This window comes from Streptomyces sp. NPDC058663 (assembly GCF_042716745.1).
Classification (GTDB): Bacteria; Actinomycetota; Actinomycetes; order Streptomycetales; family Streptomycetaceae; genus Streptomyces.
Genome location: NZ_JBHXRV010000022.1, coordinates 1 through 21,941 on the forward strand (window position 1 = coordinate 1; position 21,941 = coordinate 21,941).

Here is a 21,941-nt window from a genome sequence, read left to right on the forward strand (position 1 = left end):
GCGGCCTAGCCGGCGGGGGGGTGGTGCCGCCCGCGCGCGCCCACCCCCCCCCCCGGCTCCGGACCGGGCGGGTCCGGGGCCGGCGACCCGGTGAGCGGCGGGTCCGGCGTGACCGACGGCGACCCGGTGGCCGGCGGGTCCCCGGTGGCCTCCGCCGCGGGCGGCAGGGACGGCTGGGGCGGGCTGCTGCGGCCCGCGGGCGGCCCGCCCCCTACGGCGCGGGGCCCCGCTCCGATGGGTTACGTTCAGGGCATGCCCCAGGCCCCCAGGACTCCTCGAACCAGCTCCGCGCCCGACGCCCCGGAAAGTGCCGCGGGCACCCGCGCGGCCGCGCAGCGGCTCAAGATGCGCCGTGAGCTGTCCGCCGCGGCGATGGAGCTCTTCGCCACGAAGGGGTACGAGGCGACCACGGTCGACGAGATCGCCGCGGCGGGCGGGGTCGCCCGCCGCACCTTCTTCCGCCACTTCCGCTCCAAGGAAGAGGCGATCTTCCCGGACCACGACGACACCCTCGTACGGGCCGAGGCCGTCCTGCACGCGGCACCTCCGCACGAGCACCCGCTCGACACGGTGTGCCGGGGCATCAAGGAGGTCATGCGGATGTACGCGGCTGCCCCCGCCGTGTCCGTCGCCCGCTACAAGCTGACCCGCGAGGTGCCCACCCTCCGCGAGGCGGAGATCGCCTCGGTGGCCCGCTACGAACGTCTCTTCACGCGCTATCTGCTGGGCCATTTCGACGAGCACGACCACCACCCCGGCAACGACGACCCTCTTCTCGCGGAGGTCGCGGCCTCCGCGGTCGTCACGGCCCACAACCACGTGCTGCGGCGCTGGTTGCGGGCCGGCGGCCAGGGCGACGTGGAGACCCAGCTCGACCACGCGTTCTCGATCGTCCGCCGCACCTTCGGGTCGGGCATCGGCGCGGGCCGCAGCACCCCGGAGCCCGCCACCTCCGGGCGCCCGGCCGCTCCGGTGGCCTCGGCGTCCGTCTCCGGCGAGGTACTGGTCACGGTGGCCCGTACGGACGCCCCGCTGGAGGACATCATGCAGACCATCGAAAGGGCCCTGGCGAAGGACTGATCCCGCCTCGCGCCGCGCCGCCCCGCCTCACCCCTGTGGTGACTGGCGGGGCTTATTTTTGGGCGGAATCCTGTGCGGCGGCATGCTGTCCGGCCGGGCACACCACCCCTGACCTGCAATGATCGATCATCGTTCATAAAATAATGGCACGCAGTGTCTTGCCGTTGGCACGCGGTGCCATTACGTTGAGAGTGTCCGGGCGGCCGGCGTGCAGAGATCTCTCGTACGCCGGCTGTCCCCGCACTCCTGCCGGTGTGCGCCGCCCGGACGCCTGCGTCACAGGCACCCTCCCGCGCACCACCCCCCGCCGCCGCAGCACCGTCCCACCGCCGAACCGACGGCACACCTCCACCCCGCTCCCCGTGAGCACCCCGACGTAACCCTCAAGCGCTCAACACGCTTCGCCGGAGGCACACCGTGAAGGAAATCCTGGACGCGATCCAGTCGCAGGAAGCGACTGCCGCGGACTACGCAGCCCTGCCGCTCCCCGAGTCCTACCGCGCGATCACCGTGCACAAGGACGAGACGGAGATGTTCGCCGGTCTCACCACCCGCGAGAAGGACCCCCGCAAGTCGATCCACCTGGACGACGTGCCGGTCCCCGAGCTCGGCCCGGGCGAGGCCCTGGTGGCGGTCATGGCCTCGTCCGTGAACTACAACTCGGTCTGGACCTCGATCTTCGAGCCGGTGTCGACCTTCAGCTTCCTCGAAAGGTACGGGCGGCTCAGCGAGCTGACGAAGCGTCACGACCTGCCGTACCACATCATCGGCTCCGACCTGGCGGGCGTCGTGCTGCGCACAGGACCGGGCGTGAACGCCTGGCAGCCCGGTGACGAGGTCGTCGCGCACTGCCTGTCCGTCGAGCTGGAGTCCAGCGACGGCCACAACGACACGATGCTCGACCCCGAGCAGCGCATCTGGGGCTTCGAGACGAACTTCGGCGGCCTGGCGGAGATCGCACTGGTCAAGTCCAACCAGCTGATGCCCAAGCCCGCCCACCTCAGCTGGGAGGAGGCGGCGGCACCCGGTCTGGTCAACTCGACCGCGTACCGCCAGCTGGTCTCCCGCAACGGCGCCGGCATGAAGCAGGGCGACAACGTCCTGATCTGGGGCGCCAGCGGCGGCCTCGGCTCCTACGCCACCCAGTTCGCCCTCGCCGGCGGCGCCAACCCGATCTGTGTGGTCTCCAGCGAGCAGAAGGCGGACATCTGCCGCTCGATGGGCGCGGAGGCGATCATCGACCGCAACGCCGAGGACTACAAGTTCTGGAAGGACGAGCACACCCAGGACCCCAAGGAGTGGAAGCGCTTCGGCAAGCGCATCCGCGAGTACACCGGCGGCGAGGACATCGACATCGTCTTCGAGCACCCCGGCCGCGAGACCTTCGGCGCCAGCGTCTACGTCACCCGCAAGGGCGGCACGATCACCACCTGCGCCTCGACCTCGGGCTACATGCACGAGTACGACAACCGCTACCTCTGGATGTCGCTGAAGCGCATCATCGGCTCGCACTTCGCCAACTACCGCGAGGCGTGGGAGGCCAACCGTCTGATCGCCAAGGGCAAGATCCACCCGACCCTGTCGAAGGTGTACTCCCTCGAGGACACCGGCCAGGCGGCCTACGACGTCCACCGCAACCTGCACCAGGGCAAGGTCGGCGTCCTCGCCCTCGCCCCGCGTGAGGGCCTGGGTGTGCGGAACCAGGAGATGCGCGAGACCCACCTCGACGCGATCAACCGTTTCCGGAACATCTGATGACGGGCCGTCAGCCCGGTGGGCAGCAGAAGGACGCGCGGCAGAAGGACCGTCCCTGGCTCATGCGGACGTACGCAGGCCACTCGACCGCCGAGGCGTCCAACGCGCTCTACCGTAACAACCTCTCCAAGGGCCAGACCGGGCTGTCGGTCGCGTTCGACCTGCCCACCCAGACCGGTTACGACCCCGACCACATCCTCGCCCGCGGCGAGGTCGGCCGGGTCGGGGTCCCGGTGTCGCACCTCGGCGACATGCGGCGGCTGTTCCAGGACATCCCCCTGGAGCAGATGAACACCTCGATGACCATCAACGCCACCGCCATGTGGCTGCTCGCGCTCTACCAGGTGGTCGCCGAGGAGCAGGGCGCGGACATCCGCCTGCTCCAGGGCACCACCCAGAACGACATCGTGAAGGAGTACCTGTCACGCGGGACGCACGTCTTCCCGCCGGGACCTTCGCTCCGGCTGACCACCGACATGATCTGCTACACGGTCAACAACATCCCCAAGTGGAACCCCATCAACATCTGCTCGTACCACCTCCAGGAAGCGGGGGCCACCCCGGTCCAGGAGATCGCGTACGCGATGTCCACGGCCATCGCCGTGCTGGACTCGGTGTTCGCCTCCGGGCAGATCCCGGACGAGCGGCGCGGTGACGTCGTCGCCCGTATCTCCTTCTTCGTGAACGCGGGCGTCCGGTTCATCGAGGAGATGTGCAAGATGCGCGCCTTCGGCCGCATCTGGGACAAGATCACCCGCGAGCGGTACGGGATCGAGAACCCCAAGCAGCGCCGCTTCCGGTACGGCGTACAGGTCAACTCGCTCGGTCTGACCGAGGCCCAGCCGGAGAACAACGTCCAGCGCATCGTGCTGGAGATGCTGGGCGTCACCCTCTCCAAGGACGCCCGTGCCCGCGCGGTCCAGCTCCCGGCCTGGAACGAGGCGCTGGGCCTGCCCCGCCCCTGGGACCAGCAGTGGTCCCTGCGCATCCAGCAGGTCCTCGCGCACGAGAGCGACCTGCTGGAGTACGAGGACATCTTCGAGGGCTCGCACGTCATCGCGGCCAAGGTCTCCTCCCTGGTGGACGAGTGCCTGAAGGAGATCGACCGGATCCAGGACATGGGCGGCGCGCTCGCGGCCGTCGAGTCCGGTTACCTCAAGTCGGAGCTGGTCTCCTCGCACGCGCTGCGCCGGGGCCGCATCGAGTCCGGCGAGGAACTGATCGTCGGCGTCAACGCCTACGAGTCGACCGAGCCGAGCCCGCTCACCGCGGACGTGGACACCGCGATCATGACGGTCGACCCGGCCGTCGAGGCACGGGTGGTGGCCGCCCTCGGGGAGTGGCGCAGCACGCGTGACGCCTCCAACGAGCGTCAGGGACTCGGCGATCCGCTGGTGTACCCGTCCACGGCGCAGGCCATCGAGCTGCTCAAGGAGGCCGCCGCCACCGACGAGAACCTCATGGAAGCCACCCTGGAGTGCGTGCGCGCCGGTGTCACCACCGGCGAGTGGGCGTGGGCGCTGCGCGAGGTGTTCGGCGAGTTCCGCGCCCCGACCGGCGTGTCGTCCGCCCCGGTGGCCGTCACGGCCGAGCCCGGCACACCGCTGGCCCTCGTGCGGGAGAAGGTGAAGCGGACGGCGGACGAACTCGGCTCCGGACGGCTGCGGCTGCTGGTCGGCAAACCCGGCCTCGACGGGCATTCCAACGGCGCCGAGCAGATCGCCGTACGGGCCCGTGACGCCGGCTTCGAGGTGGTCTACCAGGGCATCAGGCTCACCCCGGAGCAGATCGTGAGTGCGGCCCTCGCCGAGGACGTGCACTGCGTGGGCCTGTCGATCCTGTCGGGGTCGCACGCGGAGCTCGTGCCCGACGTGCTGGAACGGCTGCGGGAGGCGGGCGCGCCCGAACTCCCGGTGATCGTCGGCGGGATCATCCCGAACGCCGACGGCGAAGAACTGAAGCGGGCGGGAGTCGCCGCCGTCTTCACCCCGAAGGACTTCGGGATCACGGAGATCATCGGCCGTATCGTCGACGAGATCCGGAAAGCGAACAAGCTCGACCCTCTGGAGGTCCCCGCATGACCAGCACCGACGGCACCGCCGTGAACCGTCTTCGCCCCCGCCGCTCCTGTCTCGCGGTCCCCGGGTCGAACCCGCGCTTCCTGGAGAAGGCCCAGGGCCTGCCGGCCGACCAGGTGTTCCTCGACCTGGAGGACGCCTGCGCGCCGCTCGCCAAGCCCGAGGCACGGCACACCATCGTGAAGTTCCTCAACGAGGGCGACTGGACCGGCAAGACGCGCGTGGTGCGGGTCAACGACTGGACCACCGAGTGGACCTACCGGGACGTCGTGACGGTCGTCGAGGGCGCGGGGCCGAACCTCGACTGCATCATGCTGCCGAAGGTCCAGGACGCCCAGCAGATCGTCGCGCTGGACCTGCTGCTCACCCAGATCGAGAAGACGATGGGCTTCGAGGTCGGCAGGATCGGCATCGAGGCACAGATCGAGAACGCGCGCGGTCTCAACAACGTGAACGCCATCGCCGAGGCCTCGCCGCGCACCGAGGCGATCATCTTCGGCCCGGCCGACTTCATGGCGTCGATCAACATGAAGACCCTGGTCGTCGGCGAGCAGCCGCCCGGCTACGGCGCCGACGCCTACCACTACATCCTGATGAAGATCCTGATGGCGGCCCGCGCCAACGACCTCCAGGCGATCGACGGCCCCTACCTCCAGATCCGCAACGTGGACGGCTACCGCGAGGTCGCCAAGCGCGCCGCGGCGCTCGGCTTCGACGGCAAGTGGGTGCTGCACCCGGGCCAGGTCGAGGCGTCGAACGAGATCTTCTCGCCGTCCCAGGAGGACTTCGACCACGCCGAGCTGATCCTCGACGCGTACGACTACTACACGTCGGAAGCGGGCGGCAAGAAGGGCTCCGCGATGCTCGGCGACGAGATGATCGACGAGGCCAGCCGCAAGATGGCCCTCGTCGTCTCGGGCAAGGGCCGGGCGGCCGGCCTGAAGCGCACCTCGAAGTTCGAAGCCCCGGAGGCCTGATCACCATGCAGTTCGGACGCACCTTCGAAGAGTTCGAGGTCGGCGCGGTCTACAAGCACTGGCCGGGCAAGACGGTCACCGAGTACGACGACCACCTCTTCTGCCTGCTCACCATGAACCACCACCCGCTCCACATGGACAGCAACTACGCGCAGAAGACCACCGACTTCGGCAAGAACGTCGTCGTCGGCAACTACATCTACTCCCTGCTGCTGGGCATGTCCGTGCCGGACGTCTCCGGCAAGGCGATCGCCAACCTGGAGGTCGAGTCGCTCAAGCACATCGCGCCGACCTTCCACGGCGACACGCTCTACGGCGAGACCGTCGTCCTCGACAAGACCCCCTCGAAGTCGAAGAACGACCGGGGAATCGTCTACGTCGAGACGAAGGGCTACAAGCAGGACGGCACGGTCGTCTGCGTCTTCCGCCGCAAGGTGATGGTCCCCACCGAGACGTACATCAAGGAGCGCGGCGGCGAGCAGCCGGGCCGCCCCGAGCCCAAGATCCAGGAGAAGAAGTAGCCATGGCCCGTCTCGCCCAGACCGCCGGTCTGACCGACGTTCAGCAGGAAATCCTGGCCACCGTCCGGGACTTCGTCGACAAGGAGATCATTCCGGTCGCGACGCAGCTGGAGCACCGCGACGAGTACCCCGCGCAGATCGTGGAAGGGCTCAAGGAGCTCGGCCTGTTCGGGCTGATGATTCCCGAGGAGTATGGGGGTCTGGGTGAGTCGCTTCTCACGTACGCGCTGTGCGTGGAGGAGATCGCGCGTGGCTGGATGAGCGTGTCCGGCATCATCAACACGCACTTCATCGTGGCGTACATGCTCAAGCAGCACGGCACGCAGGAGCAGAAGGACACCTTCCTGCCGCGGATGGCGCTGGGCGAGGTGCGCGGCGCGTTCTCGATGTCGGAGCCGGCGCTCGGCTCGGACGTCTCCGCGATCAGCTCCAAGGGCGTCCGCGACGGCGACGAGTACGTGCTGAACGGCCAGAAGATGTGGCTGACGAACGGCGGCACCTCCACGCTGGTCGCGGTCCTGTGTCGCAGTGACGAGGGTCACCCCGAGGGCACCGCCCCGCACAAGTCGATGACGACGTTCCTGGTCGAGAAGGAAGCGGGCTTCGGCGAAGTCCGCCCGGGTCTCACCATTCCCGGCAAAATCGACAAGATGGGCTACAAGGGCGTCGACACCACCGAGCTGATCATGGACGGACTGCGCATTCCGGCCAATCGCGTACTCGGCGGGACCACCGGCCGAGGGTTTTACCAAATGATGGACGGCGTAGAGGTCGGCCGGGTGAACGTCGCGGCGCGTGGTTGCGGAGTCGCTCAGCGTGCCTTCGAGTTGGGGGTCTCGTACGCCCAGCAGCGCCACACCTTCGGCAAGCCGATCGCCCAGCACCAGGCCATCCAGTTCAAACTGGCCGAGATGGCCACCAAGGTCGAGGCTGCTCATGCGATGATGGTTAATGCAGCACGCAAAAAGGACAGCGGGGAACGAAACGACCTTGAAGCAGGGATGGCCAAGTACCTGGCCTCCGAGTACTGCAAGGAGGTCGTCGAGGACGCCTTCCGCATTCACGGCGGGTACGGCTTCTCGAAGGAGTACGAAATCGAGCGTCTGTACCGCGAGGCGCCCATGCTGCTGATCGGTGAAGGTACCGCCGAGATCCAGAAAATGATCATTGGTAGGCGCCTGCTGGAAGAATATCGACTCCAGGGCTGATTGTTCCCTTTGCGTAGATTTCGGCGCGAAGAAGATCACACCCTGTCATCGTCTTCCGGACTCTGACTCGCTTTCCGGCTTGCCCAGTTGCACCCCGCAACCGATACCATCGCCGGAAAGCCGCCACCTCCCCCGTCTCTGCGCGGCATCATCCGCTACGAAGGTCATCCATGCCCCACAGCCAAACCTCTGCACCACGCGACGGCGAGTCCTCGGGTCTCCTTCCCAAGGGCCGCCTTGCTCGCGGAGCATCGCCGTGGCTCCTGCCGACCGTCGCGACCGCGGCCCTCACCCTGGCCAAGGCGCGCAAGTCGGGCCGCTGGGCCGCCGCAGCCGTTCCCACCACCGCTCTCGCGGCGGGGATGCTGTGGTTCTTCCGCGACCCCGAGCGCGAGATCGCCCAGGGACGGGTGATCTCGCCGGCCGACGGTGTGGTGCAGAGCATCATGCCGTGGAAGGACGGGCGCACCCGCGTCGCGATCTTCATGAGCCCGCTGAACGTGCACGTCAACCGCGCGCCCCTGGCCGGCACGGTGACGTCCGTCGAGCACGTGCCCGGCGGTTTCGTTCCGGCGTTCAACAAGGAGAGCGAGAACAACGAGCGCGTTGTCTGGCACTTCGACACCGAGCTCGGTGACATCGAGATGGTGCAGATCGCAGGCGCTGTGGCCCGGCGCATCGTGCCGTACCTCCCGCAGGGGACCAAGGTCGAGCAGGGTGAGCGGATCGGCCTGATCCGCTTCGGCTCGCGGGTCGACATCTACCTTCCGGAAGGTGTCGAGGTCGCGGTCGAGGTGGGCCAAACCACTACCGCGGGGGTGACTCGAATTGACCGTGACTGATCCAGAGACACAGGCCGGCTGGGTCCCGGAGGCCGAGGACGAGGACACCGCGGAGGACATGCCGCTCAGTCTGCGGCTGTCGATAGCGGACACCCTCACCCTCGGTAACGCGACGTGCGGGTTCATGGCGGTGTACTTCACCACCACCGGAATCCTCATTCCGCACCTCCAGGGCAGCCAGGAGAGCGGCATGGCGCGCAACAGCGCCGCCACCGCCGTGATCCTCATGCTCCTCGCCGCGATCTTCGACCTGTGCGACGGCCTGGTGGCCCGGAAGCTGCGCAGCTCGCCGATGGGCGCGGAGCTGGACAACCTGTCCGATCTGATCAGCTTCGGGCTCGCCCCCGCCTACTTCGTACTCGTGTACGGAATGGTGGCGGACGACGCACAGCAGAAGGTGGCGGCGCTCGCGGCGATCGTGGTGCTGCTCGCCGTGATCATGCGTTTGGCCAGATTCTCGGTGGTCGTGATGAAGGACGGCATGTTCCAGGGCATGCCGAGCCCCTTCGGAGCCCTGACGGTCGTGTCGATCGTGCTGCTGGAGCTGCCCTTCGTCCCGACCCTGCTCGCCGTGCTGGGCGTGGCCTGGCTGATGGTGAGCCGGGTCGAGTACCCGAAGCCGCGGGGCATCCTCGCGGTCGCGATGCTCAGCTGGATCGTCGGTGCGATGGGCATGCTGGCGGCGTGGGCGTTCGACGCCCCCGGCGGCCAGCTGCTCCTGCAGACCGGCTGTGCGCTCCAGGTGGTCATGGGTGCGGTGATTCCGCTCTTCGCCACCGCGCGACGCGTGAACACCTTCCGCGGCAACCGTCGCGAGGCACGGGCGGCACAACTGCCGTAGCGCGCGACTGCGTGTGCCGTACGAAGAGAGGGCCCCGGGTCGATCACCGCCCCGGGGCCCTCTTGCGTGTGGTGCTGCCGGGGGCGGTGGCCCTGGCACCCCTCGGATGCCCTCGCAGAGGCTTCAGAGGGGCGCCAGGCGGCCCAGGACTCTCGGCGGGCCCAGGGTTATGCCGTCGGCCCCAGCGCCCTGCACAGGGCGTCCAGGGCCGCCTGGTACGCGTGGTCCGGCGGGGTGGCGTAACCGACGACCAGTCCGGCCGGCGCCGCAGTATCCGCTTCCGGGTGCCGGAAGGGGGCCAGGCTGTCGAGTGCGAGCCCCTGGTGCGCGGCGGCCCGCAGGGCGTCGCCCTCGGCCCCGTCCGGCAGCCTCAGCACGGCGTGCAGGCCGGCCGCGACACCGGTGGCGTGCACGTGCGGGGCGGACGCCGCCAGCGCCGCGACCAGTTGGTTGCGGCGGGCCCGGTAGCGCTGTCGCATCCGGCGGACGTGCCGGTCGTAGTGGCCGCAGGAGAGGAAGTCGGCGAGCGTGAGCTGATCGAGCACGCTCGCCCATGCCTCCCGCTGCCCCTTCGCCTCCACGGCCGCCCCGACCAGGTGCTCGGGCAGCGCCATCCACCCCAGCCGGACCGCCGGTGACAGGCTTTTGCTGACCGAGCCGAGATAGATCACCCGTTCCGGGTCCAGCCCCTGCAGCGCGCCCACCGGTTCGCGGTCGTAGCGGAACTCGCCGTCGTAGTCGTCCTCCAGCACCAGCGCCTGCTGCGACCGCGCCCAGTCGATCACCTGGGCCCGCCGCTCGGAGTGCAGCGGGCCTCCGGTGGGGAACTGGTGCGCGGGCGTGAGCAGCACCGCCCGCAGCCCCTTGTGGCCCGCCAGCTCGGCTGTCCGCGCGCCCTGTTCGTCGATGCCCAGCGGGACGGTCCGCGCGCCCGCCGCGCCCAGCAGCTCCCGGTGGAAGGGCAGCCCGTACTCCTCCACGGCCAGCGGGCCGCGCAGCACGCCCCCGTACAGCAGCCGCAGCGCGTGGGCGAAGCCCGAGCAGATGACGATGCGGTCGGCGGTGGTGCGCACACCGCGGGCCCTGGCCAGGTACTCGGCGAGGGCCAGGCGCAGTTCGATGCGGCCCTGCGGGTGGCCGGGGCCGAACGCCTCGTTCGGGGCGGCGGTCAGTGCGCGACGGGAGGCGGCGAGCCAGGCGGTGCGGGGGAAGGAGGCGGCGTCCGGCTGCCCCTGGCGCAGGTCGTGCGCGGGCCGGGGCGGGGCCGACGGAGCCTTCTTGGCTGCGCGTACGGGGCGGGGCGGCGCGGCACGTTCGGCGACGCGGGTGCCGGAGCCCTGCCGGGCGGCGAGCCAGCCCTCGGCGACGAGCTCCGCGTAGGCGGAGGCGACGGTGTTGCGGGCGATGCCGAGGTCGGCGGCGAGCGAGCGGTAGGGCGGCAGCCGGGTCCCGGGGGCGAGCCGGCCCTCACGGATCGCCTCGCGCAGCGCGCGGGTGAGGGAGGCCTGTCTGCCGCCCTTGTCGGCGGGGAGGTGCAAGTGGAGGTCCGCACCGATGCGTTCGGCGGAATTGACCCATGATTCCGGCATGGAACGGGACTCTACCGTGGGCCTTTGGGAGCCGGGGCGGGCAGCATCGGGCCGGGGTACGGCAGCAGGGGCGGCCCGTGCGTGTGCACGGGCCGCCCCCGCTGTACCGGGTGCCGCTACGGTCAGACGTGCGCCGCGGAGCCCAGCAGGTGCGACGCGTTCTCGAGCGGGCTGAGTGCCCGGACGGGGGCCACCGGCGGCTGGGTGTCGCGGCAGGTGAAGCCGAGGCGGGTCAGTGCCCGCACGACCTCGCCCGCGCTGAAGTCCCTGCGGTCCTGCCGGGTGATGACCTCGCCGACCTGCTTGACGGGGTAGGTCCGGCGGCCGATGGTGACGGCCTCGCCCGTGACGACGGGTTCGGGCTTGATGCCCTTCATCGCGTCCTGCACCTCACTCTTGACCAGCTCGAAGGGGAAGCGGGCGATGACTACACGCATGGTGCCTCAACAAGGTGGAAGGGATGGAGAGTTGACAGTACGGAAGCGAATCAGGCGGCGTTGCGGACCGGGGCCTGCTGCGAGGTTCCGCCGGTGCGCCGTGCCTGCGAGGGGCGGCGGCGGCCGCGTGCCGCCGAGCCGCCGCGCTTGGACCGCTCGGACACCGGCGCGGTGATGACCACCGGCACTCCGGACGGCGTCTTGGCCCCGGTGATCCGGCTCAGCTCGGCTTCGCCGGAGCGGACCTGGGTGGTCTGCGGGGTGATGCCGGCGGCGTGCATCAGCCGGGTCATCTCGCGGCGCTGGTTGGGCGTGACCAGGGTGACGACACTGCCGGACTCCCCCGCCCTGGCGGTGCGGCCGCCGCGGTGCAGGTAGTCCTTGTGGTCGGTCGGCGGGTCCACGTTGACGACCAGGTCGAGGTTGTCGACGTGGATGCCGCGCGCGGCCACATTGGTCGCCACCAGCACGGTGACATGGCCCGTCTTGAACTGCTCCAGGGTGCGGGTGCGCTGCGGCTGGGACTTGCCGCCGTGCAGCGCCGCCGCCCGGACCCCGCTGTTGAGCAGGTGGTCGGTCAGCTTGTCGACCGCGTGCTTGGTGTCCAGGAACATGATCACCCGGCCGTCGCGGGCGGCGATCTCCGTGGTGGTCGCGTGCTTGTCGGTGCCGTGCACATGCAGCACGTGGTGCTCCATGGTGGTGACCGCGCCGGCCGACGGGTCGACCGAGTGGACCACCGGGTCGCTGAGGTAACGGCGTACGAGCAGGTCGACGTTGCGGTCGAGCGTCGCGGAGAACAGCATCCGCTGGCCGTCGGCGCGCACCAGGTCGAGGAGTTCGGTGACCTGCGGCATGAAGCCCATGTCGGCCATCTGGTCGGCCTCGTCGAGGACGGTGATCTCCACCTGGTCCAGGGCGCAGTCGCGGCGCTCGATGAGGTCCTTCAGCCGGCCGGGCGTAGCGACGACGACTTCCGCGCCGCCGCGCAGCTGGTTCGCCTGACGGCCGATCGACATGCCGCCGACGACGGTGGTCAGGCGCAGCCGCAGGGAGCGGGCGTACGGGGTGAGCGCGTCGGTGACCTGCTGGGCGAGCTCGCGGGTCGGCACCAGCACCAGGGCCAGCGGCTGACGGGGCTCGGCGCGCTTGCCGGCGGTACGGGCGAGCAGGGCCAGGCCGAAGGCGAGGGTCTTGCCGGAGCCGGTCCGGCCGCGGCCCAGCACGTCGCGCCCGGCGAGGGAGTTGGGGAGCGTCGCGCCCTGGATCGGGAAGGGCACGGTCATGCCCTGGACGGCGAGTGCGGCCAGCAGCGGCGCGGGCATGTCCAGGTCGGCGAAGGACTCGACGGCCGGCAGCGGCGGGGTCACGGTCACCGGCAGGGCGAACTCGCCCTGCACCGCTGCGGGACGTCGTCCGTAGCCGCCGGAGCGGGACCGGTTCGCGGGGGCGGAACGGTAGCCGCCACGGCCGGATCCGGCCGATCCGGTGGAGCCGCCGGTGCGGGTACGGGAGAACCGGTCGTTGGTACGAGCGGTACGGGTGGTGCGGTCCATGCGTCGGAACCTTTCCTCGATGCGGCACGTATCGAGGAATTCCGGGCGGCGGTCAGCAGGTGAACACCGCGTGGAATCGCAGGAACGAGCCGGGAATACGAATACGAATGCTGGTGTTCGACCGGGCCGAAAATGCGACCGAATTCGAATAGCCAGTGAGCGGTACCGAGCCGGAATGGCCGGGCGCCGCGGGGGAAGAAACCCGCCGCACGGTGCGGCGTGCCGTGGGGCACAGCGGCGCGGGGTACGGGGCGGGGAAGCGAGCACCGCGGTGCGCCGCCCAGGGGGCGGCTGAGGCACTGCGGGGGAAGAACGGGGCGGGGCGGACGACGGCCCGGGCCCGGAAAAAGCAACGAGCTGGGGCCCGCACCCCAAGGTGCGGGCCCCAGCTGCGTGATGCTTGCCTGTGATGCTTAGGCGGGGGTGATGTTCTCGGCCTGCGGGCCCTTCTGGCCCTGCGTGACGTCGAAGTTCACCTTCTGGCCCTCCTGCAGCTCGCGGAAGCCCTGGGCGGCGATGTTCGAGTAGTGGGCGAAGACGTCAGCGCCGCCACCGTCCTGCTCGATGAAGCCGAAGCCCTTTTCCGCGTTGAACCACTTAACGGTGCCAGTAGCCATGTCTAATCTCCTTGGGGCAGTACCCGGGACCCGCACTGCGCGGGCCTCGTGTCGCCGTGATGATTGCCCCGTCCGGCGTGAGCCGGAAACAAAATCTTTGGGAACCACAACTGCAACTGAGATCGACAGTAGCACGGAAATTCAGCTCCGGCATGCCCAGACATTCCCCACCGATTTCATCCCCGTCGTCGGGAAAGGTTATCTGTTGCGGCCGTGACAGTTTGCGGGAGAAGGGCAGGACAGCGGCCCGGGGAATCAGGCTTTGCCCGCCCCGTGCACGTACTCGCGCAGGTGCTGTGCCGTCAGCGTGTCGCCCTTCGCGACCAGCTCTGCCGGGGTGCCGGTGAAGACCACCCGGCCGCCGTCGTGGCCGCCGCCGGGCCCCAGGTCGATCAGCCAGTCCGCGTGGGCCATCACCGCCTGGTGGTGCTCGATCACGATCACCGTGTTGCCGTCGTTGACGAGCCGGTCCAGCAGGGCGAGCAGCTTGTCGACGTCCGCCATGTGCAGTCCGGTGGTCGGCTCGTCCAGAACGTACGTCGCCGCCTTCTCCGCCATGTGGATGGCCAGCTTGATCCGCTGGCGCTCACCGCCGGAGAGGGTGTTGAGGGGCTGGCCGAGGCGGAGGTAGCCGAGCCCGACGTCCTGGAGGCGGGAGAGCAGGGTCCTGGTCTGGCCGGTGGTGAAGAAGCCGTGGGCCTCGGTCACCGACATGCCCAGGACTTCGCTGATGTTCTTCCCGTGGAGCGTGTAGGCGAGGACCTCCGCGGTGAAGCGCTTGCCGGCGCAGACCTCGCAGACAGAGGCGACCTGGGCCATCATCGCGAGGTCGGTGTAGACGAGTCCGAGGCCGTTGCAGTGCGGGCAGGCGCCTTCGGAATTGGCGCTGAACAGGGCGGCCTTGACCCCGTTGGCCTTGGCGAAGGCGTTGCGGATGGGGGTCAGCAGACCTGTGTAGGTGGCCGGGTTGGAGCGGCGCGAGCCGCGGATCGGTGACTGGTCCGCGATCACGACGCCTTCGCGGCCGGGCAGGTTGCCGTGGATGAGGGAGCTCTTGCCGGAGCCCGCTACGCCCGTGACGACGGTCAGGACGCCGGTCGGGATGTCCACGCTGACGTCGCGCAGGTTGTGCTGGCCGGCGTTCTCGATGGAGATCCGCCCGGTCGGCCGGCGCACGTCGGCGCGCAGTGCGGTGCGGTGCGCGAGGTGGTCCCCGGTCAGGGTGCCGGAGATGCGCAGGCCGGCGAGATCGCCGCTGTAGCAGAGCTCGCCGCCCGCCTCACCGGCCCCCGGCCCCAGGTCGACGATGTGGTCGGCGATTTCGATGACCTCGGGCTTGTGCTCGACGACCAGCACGGTGTTGCCCTTGTCGCGCAGGCGGAGCAGGAGGTCGTTCATGCGGCGGATGTCGTGCGGGTGCAGTCCGGTGGTCGGTTCGTCGAAGATGTACGTCACGTCGGTGAGCGGGGAGCCGAGGTGGCGGACCATCTTGACGCGCTGGGCCTCGCCGCCGGACAGCGTCCCCGCGGGACGGTCCAGGCTCAGATAGCCGAGGCCGATCTCGACCAGGGAGTCCAGCAGGTCACGCAGGCTTGCCAGGAGCGGGGCGACTCCGGGCTCCTCGATGCCCCGGACGAACTTGGCCAGGTCGCTGATCTGCATCGCCGCGCACTCCGCGATGTTCACCCCGGCGATCTTCGAGGAGAGGGCCGCCCGGGTCAGCCGGGTACCGCCGCAGTCCGGGCAGTCGGCGAAGACCACCGCGCGGTCGACGAAGGCCTTGGTGGGGGCCTGCATCGAGTCGCGGTCCTTGACCAGGATGGTCCGCTGGACCCGCACGACCAGGCCCTCGTACGTGAAGTTGTTCTTGCCGACCCGCACCTTCACCTGCGGTTTGTGCAGGAAGTCCGCCCACTCCTGCTCGGTGAAGTCCTTGAGCTTGGTGTCCGGGTGGTAGAAGCCGGAGTTGGCCATGATCTGCCAGGGCCAGGAGTCCACGGCGAAGCCGGGCACGGTGATCGCGCCCTCGTTGAGGGACTTCTCCCGGTCGACCAGCTCGTCCACGGCGATCTCGGAGACCTGGCCGATGCCCTCGCAGCGGGGGCACATGCCCTCGGGAACGTTGAAGCTGAACGCGCCCGCGCCGCCGATCTGCGGGGTGCCGACGCGGCTGAAGACGATGCGCAGCATGGCGTACGCGTCGGTGGCCGTGCCCACCGTGGAACGGGAGTTGGCGCCCATCCGCTCCTGGTCGACGACGATCGCGGCGCTGAGGTTGTGCAGGCCGTCGACGTCGGGGCGGCCGAGGCTGGGCATGAAGGACTGCAGGAAGGCGGTGTACGTCTCGTTGATCAGCCGCTGCGACTCTGCGGCGACGGTGCCGAAGACGAGTGAGGACTTGCCGGAGCCGGACACTCCGGTGAAGACGGTGAGGCGGCGTTTGGGGAGGTCCACGGAGACGTCGCGCAGATTGTTCTCGCGGGCACCGCGGACCTGGATGAGGCCGTGGCTGTCGGCGGGGTGAGGGGCGGACTGGGGCTGGGGCTGGGGCTGCTGCGGGGATGCGGTCGTGCGGGCGGGGTCCGAAGGCATGTGCCGACCCTAGAGGCCGCCACTGACAGCCGTCCGGGAAATTCGCGTGCGCCGGGGTTGGGGGCGGGGGCGGGGGGCGGCCCTTTGGGGTGCAGGGCCGGGTCACTGTGCGGCCGTACGGCGCGGCTGAGCCTGTCGGGGGCGCGGGGCTGTGTCTTTGGTCGCGGGCCTCGTGGGCGGGGTCGGCCACACCGTGCCTTAGGGGCGCGGGGCTGTGTCTCTGTGCGGCTCCGCCGCGTGGGCGTGGCCTGCCCACCGTGCCCCTTCAGGGGCGCGGGGAACTGCGCGGCCAGCCACACTCCGCCCGCACACCCCCACCCGCCCCTGGCCGGGCTGCCACCTGGGGGTCCGGGGCGGAGCCACCCGCGCGGCGGAGCCGCAAAGTGTCACAGTCGGGAAGGGGCGGGGTGGGGTGAGGCCCCGCGCAGCGGACCACTCCCGGGGTGGAGCGGAACCTTTATGGCGGAGCCGGGGCGGGGCGGGGCCCGAGGGTGCGGCTCCGCCGGGGGCCGCCCCCTTGCCCGCCCGTCCCGCCCCCGGGGGGCGGCCCCGCCGCCCAAGGGTGCGGCGGTAATCAGGGCGGTCCCGCCGCCCAAGGGGGCTGGGGGGCTAAGGGTTGGGGCGGCCCCGCCGCCCAAGGGGGCGGGGGTAATCAGGGCGGCCGCGCCGCCCAAGAGGGCGAGGGGGTAGGGCGACCCCCGGCTGCGGGTGGAGGGGTGGGCTCGTCAGGGGGTGTAGGTCTCGGTGGAGGGGGCTGCGGTGGGGGGTTGGACCACTTTGAGGCCGCCGGGGGTTTTGGCGTCGGGCTTCATGATCACCGATTGCCGCGTCGAAGCCGCCTTCGGATCCGAGAAGTCGTGCGTGATCCCGAACCCGTTCTCGAACGACTTCATCGTCAGCAGCGCCTTCCCTATCCCTGCCCGCGTCAGGTCCTTCGCCTCGCACGCCTTGGTCAGTGCCGTACCGAAGACCTTGCCCGCCGAGTACCCGGCGACGACGCCGTTGTCGAGTCCGTCCTTCGGGTAGGCCTTCGCATAGGCCTTGGCCAGACCGGACGGCCCTGCTTCCGGGGAGCCGATGGGCAGGGTGGAGGAGGCGACGTAGTAGTCCTTCGTCAGGGCCGGGCCCGCCGGGGTGGCCAGGAGCTGGGGCGCGAAGGCGGAGTTGTTGCCGACGACGGGGACCTGGAAGCCGCCCGCCGCTGCGACACCGACCAGGGAGGCCGCCTGGCGCGGTCCGGCGCTGATGACGATGGCCTTGACGCCGGCCTTCTTGAGCGCGGTGACCTGGCCCGACATGTCGTTGTCGGTGGGCTTGATCTTCTGCTCGACGACCGTGAGGCCCGCCTGCTGGGCCGCGTACTTGGAGCCCTGGAGGGCGTTCTCGCCGTAGTCGCCCTCGAAGTAGACGTGGCCGATCCTGTCGCCCTTGGCGATGCGCTTCTGCGTGAGGAGGTAGTCGATGGCGTTGATGGTCTCGATGTCGTACGTGGCGCCGATGACGCGGACGTACGGGCTGCCGAGCAGTGAGGCGGACCAGGCCTGCGGGAGGACAAGACCCTTGTCCTGCCCGTCGATGCGCGGCTTGACGGCGGCGACGAAGGGCGAGCCGATGAACTGGGCGAAACCCAGCACCTGCGGTTCGAGTTCGGTGTAGGCGGAGACGGCCTTCTGCGGCTCGTACCCGTGGTCGCGGACGATGAGTTCGATCTTCCGGCCGCAGATGCCGCCGGCCGCGTTGACCTCCTTCGCCCAGAGCTGCTGGGCCTGGGTGACGCTCTTGCCGAGGGAGGCGTAGACGCCGGTCTGGTCGGTGAGGATGCCGAGCGGGATCACCTTGTCGGTGACGCCGTCACCGGTCTTGACGCCCTTGGCGTCCTCCTTGCCCCCGCTGCCGGTGCCGGCCTTGCTGCTGCAGCCGGTGGCGGCGAGGGTCAGGGCGAGAGCGGTGGCGAGCACGGCGGCGCGCGTGCGGTTCTTCCGTACGGTACGTACCTTCATTTCGAGCCCTTTCGCGGCGGACGGTTCGGATGGACCGGCGTACGGATCGGCAGGCGGATGCGGAGGCGGGCCAGCCCGCCCGGCAGGAACAGGACCACGGCGACGACCGCCGCGCCGTAGAGATAGCGGGCCGCCTCGCCGGGTGTGATGCCTCCGGCGCCCGAGCCGGGTGCGGTGACCAGCGGCAGCGCATCGCTGTAGCGGGTGAGCAGTTGGGGCAGCAGCGAGACGAAGGCGGCGCCGATCACCGCGCCGCGCACCGATCCCAGGCCCCCGATGACGATCATCGCGAGGAATTCCAGGGACAGGATCATCCCGAAGTACTCGGGGACGGTCCGCTCGAAGACCAGCGCGACCAGCACCCCGGCGAGGCCCGCGTACATCGAGGACAGCACGAAGACGGAGGCCCGGTAGCGGGCGACGGGCACGCCCATCACGCCGGCCGCGATGCGGTGGTCGCGGATCGCGTTCATGGCGCGCCCCGGTCGGCCGCCCAGCACGCCGCGCGCGAAGAGCGCGCAGAGCAGGAGCGCGGCCAGGCCGACGTACCAGAGCTTCTCGGTGGCTTCGAAGGGGACGTTCAGGACGACGGACTGCGAGTTGTCGAAGTCGATGCCGAGGAGCGAAAGGGGCGGTACGGCGCGCCCGTTGAAGCCGCCGGTGAGCTCGCGGGCGTTGTTCAGGACGTGCTGTCCGATGAAGATCAGCGCGAGTGTCGCGATGCCCAGGTAGGCGCCGCGCAGCCGTCCCGCGATGGGGCTGAAGAGTCCACCCGCGAGCCCGGCCACGCCCACCGCGAGGAGGGCGGCGAGCCAGCTGGGCAGGCCGAAGCCGGTGAGGGCGTGCCCGTTCTCGGTGCTGCTGTCGGCGGCGAACACGCAGTAGCTGTACGCGCCGACGGCGAGGAAGAAGGCGTGCCCCATGGAGAGCTGGCCGGTGGAGCCGGTGAGCAGGTTGAGGCCGAGGGCGGCGATGGCGGCGGCCATGGCGAACAGTCCGGCCTGCAGCCAGAAGCGGTCGAGGTAGAAGGGCAGCGCGAGGAGCAGGAGGCCGCAGGCGGTCCAGAGGTACGGCCGGGGCGTGCGCCACCGGGTGGTGCGTGCGGCCGGCGGGGTCGCGACGGACCTGGTGCGGGTCACGGTGTCAGACACGGGCCGGCTCCTTCGTTCCGAAGAGGCCCGCCGGGCGGATCAGCAGGACCAGCACCATCACCAGGTAGGGGGCGAGGTCTCCGATGCCGCGGCCCAGGAAGGACAGCTCGTTCTGGTAGCCGGTGGCCAGGGATTCCACGACGCCGACGATCAGCCCGCCGGCCAGGGCGCCGGTGGTGGAGTCCAGGCCTCCGAGGATGGCCGCGGGGAACGCCTTCATCGCGGCGAGCGCGGTGGTGCGTTCGAGTCCCGGGGTCGGGAAGACGGTCAGGAAGAGCGCGGCGACGGCGGCGAGCGCGCCGGCGACCGCCCAGGCGGAGAGCGAGACCCTGCCGAGCCTGATTCCCATCAGGGCCGCCGTCTGCGGGTTCTCGGCGGCGGCGCGCATCGCGACGCCCCACGAGGTGTAGCGGAAGGCGAGCAGGAACGCGGTGATGAGGACGGCCGCCGCGAGCAGGGCGGCGATCCGGGTCTGGGCCATGGAGATCGAGCCGATCGTGACGACCTTGTCGCCCCAGGGGTCGCCGGGCGACAGCACGCGGGTGCCGATACGGCGGGTCAGTTCGGTGATCAGCAGGATGTCGACGCCGATGGTGACGATGGCCAGCACGCTGTGGTCGCTGCCCCGGTAGCGGCGCATGACCAGGAATTCCACTCCCGCGCCGACGACGGCGGCGCCTGCGATGCCGACGGCCATGGCGAACCAGAAGCCGAGGTCGTCGTGCAGGACCGCGGTGAGGTAGCCCCCGGCCAGCAGGAGGGAGGCGTGGGCGAAGTTGACGACCTCGGTGGCCTTGAAGATGACCACGAAGCCGAGCGCGATCAGCGCGTAGACGGCGCCCATGGACAGGCCGCCGAGGAGGAGTTCGACAAGGGTCGTCATGGTGTGGGAGCTCCCAGATAGGCCTCGATGACGGCCGGGTCGTTCTGCACCTGGGCGGGTGTGCCGCCCGCGATGCGCTTTCCGAAGTCGAGTACGGTCACCGCGTCCGCGAGCCGCATCACCACCCCCATGTCGTGTTCCACAAGGACGATCGAGATGCCGAGGCTGTCGCGTACCCCCGCGACGACGGCGGCGGTGGCACGCCGTTCGTCGGCGGTCATGCCCGCGACGGGTTCGTCCAGGAGGAGCAGTCGCGGTTCCATGCACAGGGCCCGGGCGAGCTCGACGAGTTTCTGCTTGCCGTACGGGAGTACTCCGGCGGGCCGGTCGAGGTCGGCGGCCAGACCGACGAAGTCGGCGATCTCCCGCACCCGCTCGAGGTGGTGGCGTGCTTCGCGGGCTGCGGAGGGCAGCCGGAGTCCGGTGGCGACGAAGCCCGCCCTGGTCAGCCGGTGGCGGCCCAGCATCAGGCTGTCGGCGACGGTGGCGGTCGGCGGGAGCGCGAGGTTCTGGAAGGTGCGGGCGACCCCGAGGGCGGCGATGCGGTGCGGGGGCAGCCCGGTGAGCTCCTCGGCGCCGAAGCGGACACTTCCCGCTGCGGGGCGGCAGACCCCGGACAGGACGTTGAAGCAGGTGGACTTGCCCGCCCCGTTGGGGCCGATGACGGCGTGCACACTGCCCGGCTCGACCGTGAAGGAGACCTGGTCGAGGGCGGTGAGGCCGGCGAATCTGACGGTGACGTCACGGACCTGGAGGGTCGCGTCGGCGCTGTCGGCGGTGCCTGCGCTGTCGGCTCGGTCGAAGGAGCCGGTGGGGTTTGTGGGGCCGGTGGTCATGCGGTCCACCTGCTGAGTGCCGCCGGGGCGCTCTGCGCGCGTCCCGCGTCCTCGGCGGCCGTTTCGTCGACGACGCCCAGGTAGCGGCGCCGCACCTCGTCGGAGGCGGCGAGTTCGGCGGCGGGGCCGTGCAGGGCGACCTCGCCGACGTCCAGTACGTACGCCGTGGTCGCGAGTCGCAGTGCCAGGGCCGCGTTCTGCTCGACGAGGAGGACCGAGGTGCCGGTGGTGTTGATGTGCCGGACGGTCTCGGCGATACGGGCGGCCATCAGCGGCGCGAGACCCAGGGAGGGCTCGTCGAGCAGCAGGAGCCGGGGGCCGGACATCAGTGCCCGCCCCATGGCCAGCATCTGCTGTTCGCCGCCGGAGAGCAGGCCGGCGTGCTGGCGGGCGCGGTCGGCGAGTACGGGAAAGAGTTCGTGGACCCGGGCCAGGGCCCTGCGCGCGGCGTCCCGTCCGCCCGGGGAGCCGAGGGCCCCGGCCCGGAGGTTGTCGGCGACCGTCATCCGGGCGAACACCTGCCGCCCCTCCGGCACCTGGACGATTCCCCCGGCCACCACCCTGGCGGCACTCGTTCCGCCCAGGTCGCGTCCGCCGTAGCGAACGGTGCCGCCGGTGACGGCGCCCCGGTGGTAGCCGAGGGTGCGCGAGATGGCCCTCAGCAGCGTGGACTTGCCTGCTCCGTTCCCGCCCAGCACGGCGACCACCGCACCTGCGGGAACGTCGAGGGAGACCTCGTGCAGAGCCCGGACCGGGCCGTAGCCGACGGACAGACCCCGTACCTCCAGGGCGGACGCCGACGCTGCGGCAGCCGCCGCGGTGCCGGTATCCGTGGGTGAAGCCATGGGACCAACCTCCTTACCAACGCACTGTGGTGACCCCGCTGACCTGCTGGGACCGCGTCCTGAGGGGCCCGCGGGTGCACAGACCAACAGCTGACACGAGTAACCGTCCAGCGGGTATGCTGGAATCGCTGCG

Annotated in this window: 18 protein-coding genes; 8 read left to right on the forward strand and 10 right to left on the reverse strand. The window is 70.3% G+C overall.

The window, feature by feature from the left end; all coding sequences use genetic code 11:
* Nucleotides 1-234: 234 nt before the first annotated feature.
* The 8 genes from ACFWVV_RS17760 to pssA all read left to right on the forward strand — a co-directional run bounded on the left by ACFWVV_RS17760 (nucleotide 235) and on the right by pssA (nucleotide 9,302).
* Nucleotides 235-1,080, forward strand: coding sequence for a TetR family transcriptional regulator (locus ACFWVV_RS17760; RefSeq protein ID WP_384351897.1), 846 nt, complete (start codon nucleotides 235-237; stop codon nucleotides 1,078-1,080).
* 417 nt (nucleotides 1,081-1,497) lie between these two features.
* On the forward strand, nucleotides 1,498-2,835 hold the full coding sequence (gene ccrA, locus ACFWVV_RS17765) for a crotonyl-CoA carboxylase/reductase (RefSeq protein WP_384351604.1): 1,338 nt from the start codon (nucleotides 1,498-1,500) through the stop codon (nucleotides 2,833-2,835).
* Nucleotides 2,836-2,897: 62 nt separating this feature from the next.
* The gene (locus tag ACFWVV_RS17770; protein WP_384351900.1) at nucleotides 2,898-4,916 is read left to right on the forward strand and encodes a protein meaA; all 2,019 of its coding nucleotides are present in this window, start codon (nucleotides 2,898-2,900) and stop codon (nucleotides 4,914-4,916) included.
* Nucleotides 4,913-5,890 carry an HpcH/HpaI aldolase/citrate lyase family protein gene (locus tag ACFWVV_RS17775; protein ID WP_384351607.1) on the forward strand — a complete coding sequence of 326 codons (978 nt, stop codon included), beginning with the start codon at nucleotides 4,913-4,915 and terminating at the stop codon, nucleotides 5,888-5,890. Before ACFWVV_RS17770 ends, ACFWVV_RS17775 begins: the two co-directional genes overlap by 4 nt.
* A gap of 5 nt (nucleotides 5,891-5,895) precedes the next feature.
* Nucleotides 5,896-6,411 carry a MaoC family dehydratase gene (locus ACFWVV_RS17780; RefSeq protein WP_384351610.1) on the forward strand — a complete coding sequence of 172 codons (516 nt, stop codon included), beginning with the start codon at nucleotides 5,896-5,898 and terminating at the stop codon, nucleotides 6,409-6,411.
* A 2-nt stretch (nucleotides 6,412-6,413) separates the two neighbouring features.
* The gene (locus tag ACFWVV_RS17785) at nucleotides 6,414-7,619 is read left to right on the forward strand and encodes an acyl-CoA dehydrogenase family protein (protein ID WP_384351613.1); all 1,206 of its coding nucleotides are present in this window, start codon (nucleotides 6,414-6,416) and stop codon (nucleotides 7,617-7,619) included.
* A gap of 170 nt (nucleotides 7,620-7,789) precedes the next feature.
* On the forward strand, nucleotides 7,790-8,461 hold the full coding sequence (locus ACFWVV_RS17790) for a phosphatidylserine decarboxylase (protein WP_384351616.1): 672 nt from the start codon (nucleotides 7,790-7,792) through the stop codon (nucleotides 8,459-8,461).
* Nucleotides 8,448-9,302: a CDP-diacylglycerol--serine O-phosphatidyltransferase gene (pssA, locus tag ACFWVV_RS17795; protein WP_384351619.1), complete on the forward strand. Its 855-nt coding sequence runs from the start codon at nucleotides 8,448-8,450 to the stop codon at nucleotides 9,300-9,302. Before ACFWVV_RS17790 ends, pssA begins: the two co-directional genes overlap by 14 nt.
* 167 nt (nucleotides 9,303-9,469) lie before the next feature.
* Here the strand turns inward: pssA and ACFWVV_RS17800 are convergent, their stop codons facing one another.
* The 10 genes from ACFWVV_RS17800 to ACFWVV_RS17845 all read right to left on the reverse strand — a co-directional run bounded on the left by ACFWVV_RS17800 (nucleotide 9,470) and on the right by ACFWVV_RS17845 (nucleotide 21,808).
* Nucleotides 9,470-10,891, reverse strand: a complete 1,422-nt coding sequence (locus tag ACFWVV_RS17800; RefSeq protein ID WP_384351621.1) for a PLP-dependent aminotransferase family protein — start codon at nucleotides 10,889-10,891, stop codon at nucleotides 9,470-9,472.
* Nucleotides 10,892-11,013: 122 nt separating this feature from the next.
* Complete coding sequence (locus ACFWVV_RS17805; protein WP_384351624.1) at nucleotides 11,014-11,328, reverse strand: SCO5918 family protein; 315 nt, start codon at nucleotides 11,326-11,328, stop codon at nucleotides 11,014-11,016.
* A gap of 50 nt (nucleotides 11,329-11,378) precedes the next feature.
* A complete protein-coding gene (locus tag ACFWVV_RS17810) occupies nucleotides 11,379-12,884 on the reverse strand; it encodes a DEAD/DEAH box helicase (RefSeq protein ID WP_384351627.1) in 1,506 nt (501 codons plus the stop codon).
* A gap of 413 nt (nucleotides 12,885-13,297) precedes the next feature.
* Entirely contained in the window at nucleotides 13,298-13,501 is a 204-nt protein-coding gene (locus tag ACFWVV_RS17815; RefSeq protein ID WP_069572018.1) for a cold-shock protein, read from the reverse strand.
* Nucleotides 13,502-13,756: 255 nt separating this feature from the next.
* The gene (locus tag ACFWVV_RS17820) at nucleotides 13,757-16,093 is read right to left on the reverse strand and encodes an ATP-binding cassette domain-containing protein (protein ID WP_384351631.1); all 2,337 of its coding nucleotides are present in this window, start codon (nucleotides 16,091-16,093) and stop codon (nucleotides 13,757-13,759) included.
* Between the two features lie 725 nt (nucleotides 16,094-16,818).
* Nucleotides 16,819-18,093 (reverse strand): ABC transporter substrate-binding protein, encoded by a 1,275-nt coding sequence (locus ACFWVV_RS17825; protein ID WP_384351634.1) that lies wholly within the window; start codon nucleotides 18,091-18,093, stop codon nucleotides 16,819-16,821.
* Nucleotides 18,090-19,244 (reverse strand): branched-chain amino acid ABC transporter permease, encoded by a 1,155-nt coding sequence (locus tag ACFWVV_RS17830; protein ID WP_384351637.1) that lies wholly within the window; start codon nucleotides 19,242-19,244, stop codon nucleotides 18,090-18,092. The genes ACFWVV_RS17825 and ACFWVV_RS17830 overlap by 4 nt, the downstream gene beginning before the upstream one ends.
* Nucleotides 19,237-20,127: a branched-chain amino acid ABC transporter permease gene (locus ACFWVV_RS17835; RefSeq protein ID WP_384351640.1), complete on the reverse strand. Its 891-nt coding sequence runs from the start codon at nucleotides 20,125-20,127 to the stop codon at nucleotides 19,237-19,239. The genes ACFWVV_RS17830 and ACFWVV_RS17835 overlap by 8 nt, the downstream gene beginning before the upstream one ends.
* The gene (locus ACFWVV_RS17840) at nucleotides 20,124-20,963 is read right to left on the reverse strand and encodes an ABC transporter ATP-binding protein (protein WP_384351643.1); all 840 of its coding nucleotides are present in this window, start codon (nucleotides 20,961-20,963) and stop codon (nucleotides 20,124-20,126) included. Before ACFWVV_RS17840 ends, ACFWVV_RS17835 begins: the two co-directional genes overlap by 4 nt.
* Nucleotides 20,960-21,808 carry an ABC transporter ATP-binding protein gene (locus ACFWVV_RS17845; RefSeq protein WP_384351646.1) on the reverse strand — a complete coding sequence of 283 codons (849 nt, stop codon included), beginning with the start codon at nucleotides 21,806-21,808 and terminating at the stop codon, nucleotides 20,960-20,962. The genes ACFWVV_RS17840 and ACFWVV_RS17845 overlap by 4 nt, the downstream gene beginning before the upstream one ends.
* Nucleotides 21,809-21,941: the final 133 nt, after the last annotated feature.